The sequence below is a fragment of the Rhodoplanes roseus genome (assembly GCF_003258865.1).
Classification (GTDB): domain Bacteria; phylum Pseudomonadota; class Alphaproteobacteria; order Rhizobiales; family Xanthobacteraceae; genus Rhodoplanes; species Rhodoplanes roseus.
Map to the genome: position 1 here is coordinate 1 of NZ_NPEX01000283.1, position 7,335 is coordinate 7,335.

At 71.5% G+C, this 7,335-nt stretch carries 7 protein-coding genes; 3 read left to right on the plus strand and 4 right to left on the minus strand.

Annotation, left to right across the window (positions count from 1 at the left end; translation table 11 throughout):
• Positions 1-139: 139 nt before the first annotated feature.
• Positions 140-301: a hypothetical protein gene (locus CH341_RS34445; RefSeq protein ID WP_170149810.1), complete on the minus strand. Its 162-nt coding sequence runs from the start codon at positions 299-301 to the stop codon at positions 140-142.
• Between the two features lie 24 nt (positions 302-325).
• A complete protein-coding gene (locus CH341_RS25815; protein WP_111421838.1) occupies positions 326-787 on the minus strand; it encodes a hypothetical protein in 462 nt (153 codons plus the stop codon).
• A 301-nt stretch (positions 788-1,088) separates the two neighbouring features.
• Here CH341_RS25815 and CH341_RS25820 point away from each other — a divergent pair, with 301 nt between their 5' ends.
• From CH341_RS25820 to CH341_RS25830, 3 genes are all read left to right on the plus strand, one after another.
• A complete protein-coding gene (locus CH341_RS25820) occupies positions 1,089-1,505 on the plus strand; it encodes a c-type cytochrome domain-containing protein (RefSeq protein ID WP_111421839.1) in 417 nt (138 codons plus the stop codon).
• 186 nt (positions 1,506-1,691) lie between these two features.
• Complete coding sequence (locus CH341_RS25825) at positions 1,692-3,077, plus strand: lipopolysaccharide biosynthesis protein (RefSeq protein WP_111421843.1); 1,386 nt, start codon at positions 1,692-1,694, stop codon at positions 3,075-3,077.
• A 3-nt stretch (positions 3,078-3,080) separates the two neighbouring features.
• Complete coding sequence (locus CH341_RS25830) at positions 3,081-4,211, plus strand: GNAT family N-acetyltransferase (protein ID WP_111421840.1); 1,131 nt, start codon at positions 3,081-3,083, stop codon at positions 4,209-4,211.
• A gap of 22 nt (positions 4,212-4,233) precedes the next feature.
• Here CH341_RS25830 and CH341_RS25835 read toward each other — a convergent pair whose 3' ends face one another.
• Positions 4,234-4,842 (minus strand): CAP domain-containing protein, encoded by a 609-nt coding sequence (locus tag CH341_RS25835; RefSeq protein WP_111421841.1) that lies wholly within the window; start codon positions 4,840-4,842, stop codon positions 4,234-4,236.
• A partial coding sequence (locus CH341_RS25840; RefSeq protein ID WP_146604626.1) for a DUF3772 domain-containing protein occupies positions 4,839-7,335 on the minus strand: 2,497 nt, incomplete at its 5' end. The genes CH341_RS25835 and CH341_RS25840, both read right to left, overlap by 4 nt.

The window sequence follows — 7,335 nt, forward strand, 5'->3', positions numbered from 1 at the left end:
GCCGGTCCTCGGGAGAGGGCCGGCCGTTCGCTTTCTCCCGCCGCAACGAGACGAGCTGCCAGACGCCGAGCGCCACCGCCGTTCCGGTGAACAGCACCTCGATGGCGACGAGCGGCCAATCCATGAAGAAGCCTGCAGCTCAGTCGCGGGCCGACGCGCGGCCCGGATCGGGCTCGGCCGGCGGCGCGGCACGGTCGCGCCGCACGCTGCGCAGCTCGCGAACCGCGAAGCCGAACACCAGGCCCAGCACCAGAACGAGCTCGATCAGCACCAGCGTGCTCGAATCTCCGACGCCGTCCATGCCGTCCCCCGCTCCGCCGTCGTCTCAGCGCGCGCCGCGCCGCGGCGCGACACCGTCGGGCGGGCCCATGTCGTTGGCCGGACGGCCCACATAGTGCGGCGTGGCGGGCGGCGACTCCGCCGCAGCGGCGCGTTCGGCGGCCTCCAGGTCGCTCATCCGATACGTCGTGCGAAGGCTCATCCAGGCGCCGTAGCCGCCGAGCAGCGCCAGCACGCCAGCGAGATCGACATAGGACAGCACCTCCTCGCCGCCCAGCACGACGAACAGGACCACGGTCTTGATCGCCGCGTAGGCCAGGAAGAACAGGATCACGGGCCGCATGATCTCGCCGAAGACGGCGACCGACCGCAAGCCCGGCTCGGCCGGCATGATGCCGCGCGACGCCGCCGCGGCCCGGGCCGCCAGCACACGCCGCTTGTGGGCCAGTCCGGCGGCCACGAGCCAGGCCGCTCCCGCGAAGCAGACGACGCCGATCCAGTACCGCATCCTGCGCTCCTCGTCGGACCCGATTCCCCGAGCGCATCATGGTGGCCCGCCGAACGCAAATCACATGCCCGCGCTCGTATGATCCATAAGCGGGGCCACCGGAGCCGCGGGCTTGTTCCACGGCCGGCCGGCGGAGAGCAGGAACGGCTTCGCGCTCTCCCTGATTGTTTTTGTTTTTTCCAGTTCTAGCATCGGCTTCGCGGGGGTCGCCTCCGCTGTGTCCGGGACGCGAGCCCCCGCCCGTCCGGATCCTCGACCGACAGCGCTGGCGTGTCACAACGTTGGACATGAGGAGAGGAACATGACGAGATGGCTGCGGGGCTTGACCGCCGTCGTCGCCGTGCTGGCGGCCGCAACGCTCTCTTTCGATGCGGACGCACAGGGCACCAAGTCGAAGCAGAAGCAGCGGACCCCGACCGTCAGCTTCAAGGAGGACGTGGTCCCGATCTTCAAGGGCCGCTGCGTCGACTGTCACCAGCCCGGCGGCGCCGGCTTCGATGCCAGCGGACTCGACCTGCGGACCTATGCGAGCGTGATGAAGGGCACCAAGTTCGGCCCCATGGTGGTGGCCGGTGACGCCGACGCCTCCAGCCTGATGGCGCTGCTCGACTGGCGCGTGAAGCCCGAGATCAGGATGCCGCACGGCATGAAGAAGCTCTCGACCTGCGACCGTGACGCCATCCGCCGCTGGATCCAGGAGGGCGCGCTCGACAATTAGCCGCAGCCGCTGCGCCGCACCACGATCGACAATGCCGGTCGCGCCCGACCGGTCGCCGGCTTGTGACGGCGGCGTGTCCGCCGCACCATCGCGGCGAGGCCGCCGCCGGCCGGCGAACCGAACGTTAACAGCCGCCGCTTAAGGTCGCGGTTTCAGCAGCCTGGCAGCGGAGGGAAGGCGTTGGCCTTGAGCGAGACCGACCACGGCCGCGGCTCGTCCTTCGCCCGGCTCGCCGCGCGTCTCGCGTCGCGCGTCCTCGCCTGGCGGCGGGACGACAGCGACCGCTCGGTGGCGCAGCGCAGCGCCGGCTCGGCCTTCCTGATCCGGGTCGCCAGCGCGGGCATCGCCTTCGTCACCCAGATCCTGCTCGCCCGCTGGATGGGCCGCTTCGAGTTCGGCATCTATGTCTCGGTCTGGGCCTGGGTGAGCGTGCTCGGCCCGATCGCGCCGCTCGGCATCGCCTATTCGGCGCAGCGCTTCATCCCGGAATACCGGATGCGGGAGGACGGCGACGGCCTGCGCGGCTTCGTCCGCGGCAGCCGCTGGCTGTGCCTCGCCTTCGGCACCGTGGTGGGCGGCCTGGTGGCGGCCGCCGTCCTGGTGTTCTCCGGCCGTGTTCCGGCCGAGTTCGTCGTACCGTTCCTGATCGCCGCCGTGACTCTGCCGGTGTTCACGCTGAGCATGGCGCAGGACGGCATCGCCCGCTCGTTCGACTGGATCGACCTCGCGCTGATACCGGTCTTCATCGTCCAGCCGATCCTGATCCTCGCCGTGATGGGCGGCCTGCACGCGGCCGGTGGCCCGCTCGACGCCGTCGCGGCGCTGGCCGCCGCGTGCGGCGCCATGTGGCTGGTGACGCTGGTGCAGACCGTGCTGATGGGACGACGGCTGCGCCGCGCCGTGCCGTCCGGGCCGCGTCGCTACGAGGTCGGCGTGTGGCTGAAGACCGCGCTGCCAATCTTCCTGGCCGACAGCTTCTTCCTGCTGCTGTTCTACGTCGACATCCTGATGCTGCAGGCCTATGTGGCGCCCCAGGACGTGGCGATCTACTACGCGGCGAGCAAGACGCTGTCGCTCGTCCACTTCGTCTCCTTCGCGGTCGGCGCCGCGGTGGCGCACCGGTTCAGCGCCTATCACGTCGCCGGCGAGCGCACCAAGCTGGAAGGCTTCATCGCCGATGCGGTGCGCTGGACGTTCTGGCCGACGCTGGCGCTCGGGCTCGTGCTGGTGGCGCTCGCCAAGCCGATCCTGATGCTGTTCGGCCCGGGCTTCGACGCCGGCACGCCGCTGATCTGGATCATCATGATCGGCCTTCTGGCCCGCGGCTCGGTCGGCCCGGCCGAGCGGCTCCTCAACATGACCGGGCAGCAGCCGCTGTGCGCCGCCGTCTACGCGTCGGCGCTCGCCACCAATGTCGTGCTCTGCATGATCCTGATCCCGCGCCTCGGCATCATGGGCGCGGCCTGGGCGACGGCCACGGCCGTCGTGGTCGAGTCGGTGCTGCTGTTCGTGGTGGTGAAGCGCCGCCTCGGCCTGCACGCCTTCGTCTGGCGCCCGCGCCGGCACGCCTGACCCATGGAGCCGGACGTCGCTTCGACATATCAGACCGCGTGGCTGTCGCTCGCCAAATTGGCGGCGATCCGCGACGAATGGTCCGCCCTCGCGGCCCGGGCGGTCGCGCCGAACGTGTTCTACACGCCGGCCGTGGCGCTCGCCGCGGCCCCGCTTTACGGGCGCGGCGTCGGCGCCGTGCTGGTGCGCGCTGCCGACGGCCGTCTCGTCGGGCTGTTTCCGCTGCGACGCTCGCGCCGGCGCTACGGGCTCCCGCTGCCGGTGGTGACCGGCTGGACGCATCCGTTCGCGCCGCTCGGGACGCCGCTGCTCGATCCGGCCGATCCGGCCGGCATCGTCGCGGCCGCGCTGGAGCATCTCGCCGCCGAAAGGCCGGCGGCGCTGCTGCTGCCCTACCTGCCGGCCGAGGGTCCGGTCGCCCTCGCCGTCGATGCGGCTGTGGCGCGCTTCGGCAGCCGGCAGGCGGCGTTCGACCGGCACGGCCGCGCCGAGTTGCTGCGACCGAGCGGGCCCAGCGGCCCGCCTCCGGTCGTCGACGGTCGCGCCAAGGAGCACGCCCGCCAGCGTCGCCGACTGGGCGAACGCGGCCGTGTCGTGTTCGATCTCGCCCGCGGCCCGGCGGCCGTTCCGGCCCTGTCCGACTTCTTCCTGCTCGAGGTGCGCGGCTGGAAGGGCGAGGCCGGCACCGCCGCGCTCGGCCGCCCGGCCGAGCAGGCGCTGATGACCGGCGCGGTCGCCGGACTCGCGCAGGCCGGCGCCGGCTCCGACGCCATGGTGGCGCGCCTGCTGCTCGACGGGCAGCCGATCGCCGCCGGGATCGTGATCACCAGCGGCCGCGGCGCCTGGTTCTGGAAAACCGCCTATGACGAGACGCTGGCGAAGTTCTCACCCGGCGTGCTGCTGGCGCTCGACCTGTCGGCCGCGCTGCTGCGCGATGCCGGCATCGCGTTCGTCGATTCCTGCGCGGTGGCCGGCCATCCGATGATCGACCGGCTGTGGCCGGCCCGCCGCGTCCTCGCCGACCGGCTGATCGGCTTCTCGCCGGCCGGCTTCGCCGCCGCCCGCCAGCTGGAGGCGCTGCGCCGCCATGCCCTCGCCACCGCCAAGCGGCTGCGCGACAGGATGCGGCGCTGAGGCCGAACCCGTTTAGCGCTCGTCAGCGCAGCGTCGCCTGCGGCAGCGGCATGCCCCATTGGTGCGGCGTGCCGGAGGCCGGGCCGCCGGTGTCGGCACGCTTGTCGGGCGCGGCCATGATCAGGGCCCAGAAGACGCGGTACTTGGTGTTGGGCGCGTAGACGGCACCGATGCCCATGCGGGTGGCGTCCTTCGCCAGCATGTTGGCGCGATGCGGCGGCGAGTCGCGCCAGCCCGAGAAGGCCTCGGCGAGCGTGTGATAGCCGGCCGAGACGTTCTCGACCGCCATCGCGGCGTCGAAGCCCGAGCTCGACATGCGGGTCTTGAAGTCGCGCCCGACATTGTGGTCGAGCTTGTTCTTCGCCGCCATCGCCTGGGCCTGCTCTTCGGCGAGCCGCATCAGCACCGGGTCGAGCGTCACGGCGCCGAGGCCGTTGTTGCGGCGATAACCCGAGATCATCGAGGCGGCCGCGGCGGGATCGAGCTGACCGCCCTTGGCGAGGTTCTGATAGAAGCTCGGCTCGCCGGGCGGCGGATCGCGGTCGCCCGCGCAGCCGGCCAGCACCAGCGCGCCGACGCCGGCGAAAAGCAGCACGGCCCGGCGCCGGGCGAACGAAACATCGGACGTCATCGCTTCGGTTCCTCGAGCGTCGGCTCCTCGAGCGGTGGCGGGCCCGGGACGCGCTCCTCGTGAGTCGGATAGGGGATCTTGATGCCGGCCTCGCGGAATTTCTTCAGCACCGCGACGTGAAGGTCGCTCTTCACCGACAGGCCGTTCTCGACATTGGACAGGATGCAGCGCAGCTCGAGGTCGAGACCGATGTCGCCGAAGCCGAGCAGGTAGACGCCGGGCGGCGGCGCCTTGAGCACCAGCGGATGGCTGCGGGCGCAGCCGGCCAGAATGTCGCGCACCTGCTCGACGTCGCTGTCGTAGGCGACCCGCACCTTGAGCGTGACGCGGCCGAGCGTGTTGCCGTGCGTCCAGTTCTTCACCGACGAGGTGATGAACTCGGAGTTGGGGATGATCACGCTGGCGCGGTCGAAGGTCTCGATCTCGGTGGCCCGCACGCTGATCTTGCGCACGAAGCCCTCCTCGCTCTTCACCACCACCCAGTCGCCGACCCGGATCGGCCGCTCGGCGAGCAGGATCAGGCCGGACACGAAGTTGGACACGATCGACTGCAGGCCGAAGCCGATGCCGACCGACAGGGCGCCGGCGATCAACGCGATCTTCTGCAGGTCGATGCCGATCGAGCCGAGCACGGCGGCCAGCACGCCGATCAGGCCCGCATAACCGAACAGCGCCGAGATCGAGTGCTGCAGGCCGGGATCGAGCGCGGTGCGCGGCAGGAAGCTCGTCTCCAGCCAGCGCTGGGCGCCCCGCACCGCGAGCACGCCGATCAGCAGGATGGCGATGGCGCCCAGGATGGTCTGGATCGAGATGGTGACGCCGCCGACCTGCCAGCCGAACGCCGCCTCGGCGAGACGGGTCAGAACGTCGTCGGCGAACACGCCCCACGGCCCGAGCACAGCCAGGATGGCGAGGATCAGCAGCGCCACCCGGATCACGCCGGACAGCAGTGTCGAGATCAGGTCGAGGCCGCGATGCGACAGTCCGAGCAGCGCCGCGAAGGCGCGTCCGCGCTCGCTGTTGCTCGACAGCACTTGGCTGAACAGCGCATCGACGAAGGCGTCGAGAACGATCAGCCCGCCGGTCAGCGTCAGGACGATGACGACGCGGCTCGCCACGAAGGCGGAGAGCGCGACATAGCCGATGACGAGCGGCACCAGGATGGCGGGGACGAACAGCGCGAGCAGCACGCGGACGCCGGCGAGGCCGGGCCCGGGCGGCGCCTCGGCACGGGCGGCACCGCGGGCGGTCCGCCACATGAAGTGCAGCGAGATCGCCGCGATCGTCAGGGCGAGGGCGGCACTGGTGGCGACCGTCAAGGCGATCGGCGCCGTGGTCGTCTTGTGGAGCAGGTTGAGGAAGGCGGCGAGACCGAGCACCCGGGCGCCCCAGGTCAGATGCGCGGTGGCGCGCGCCGCCTCGGCGTCCGACCAGGCGAACAGCCGGCGGCCCGGCTCGATGGGCGCGAACAGCGCACGGGCGACCGCCCGGCCCAGGCAAGCGACCAGGACGGAGAGCGCCAACCCGACGCCGAGCGTCCGGATCCAGGCCGGCATCAGCCCGAAATTCTCCAGCACCAGCACCGAGACCAGCACGGCGCCCGGCATCGTGATCGCATAGGCGATCAGCACCATCAGGGCCTGGTAGGCGCGGTCGAACCGCGCGGCGAGCCCCTCGTCGACCAGCCGGTGACGCAGCCAGCGCAACAGCAGCACGGCGGCGAGGCCGAAGCCCGCCAGCGTCAGCGCCGCCCCGAGCAGATTTCCGCTGCTGGCCGAGCCGCTCGCAAACAGCCACCAGGCGCGCACGAGCTGCACCACTCGGCTGGTCTCGGACGGGATGCCGTCCGACAGGTCCGACCAGAAGGAGCGATTGAACAGGCCGTCGTTGCGGGCGAGCAGCTCGCGGGTGAACAGGCCGCGGCGGAGATCGGTGACCCGGATGCTCGCCTCGTCGGCGCGCAGGATGAGGAGGCGCGTCTGCTTCAGCGCAGCTTCGACCTCGGCCTGGTTCTTGGTGAGCTTGGCGCGCTCGGCCGCGAGGCCCGCGTCTTCCTTGGGCTCGTCGTCGGCCGGCTCGTCGCCGAGCTGCTTGAGCTGGGCCGTGGCCTGGTTCACCGCCTCCTCGAGGGCCTGCGCGGTGTCGCGCAGCTCCGAGCGCATCGGCGTCAGGCGGCGGCGGAGCTCGGCCAGCGTGTCGTCGAAATGGGTGTCGGCGGCGATCGCCTTCTCGATCTCGTCGAGGGTCGCTTTGGCCTTGTCGAGATTGGCGGCAGCGGCGGCGGGCGTCTGATCCTTCGCGGCCGCATCCTTGGCGGCCTGGTCCGTCGCGGCCGGCTGAGCAGCAGCCGGCTTCTTGGCCGGGGCCGGCGGCTGGGCCTGCGCCACGACGGACGCGGCGGCGACCGGTGAGACATCGAAAAGGACGACGAGCCCGAGGCACAGCACTATCCACGCCGCGGCGAGCCGCGCCGCCGGACCCGCCAGAATCGTC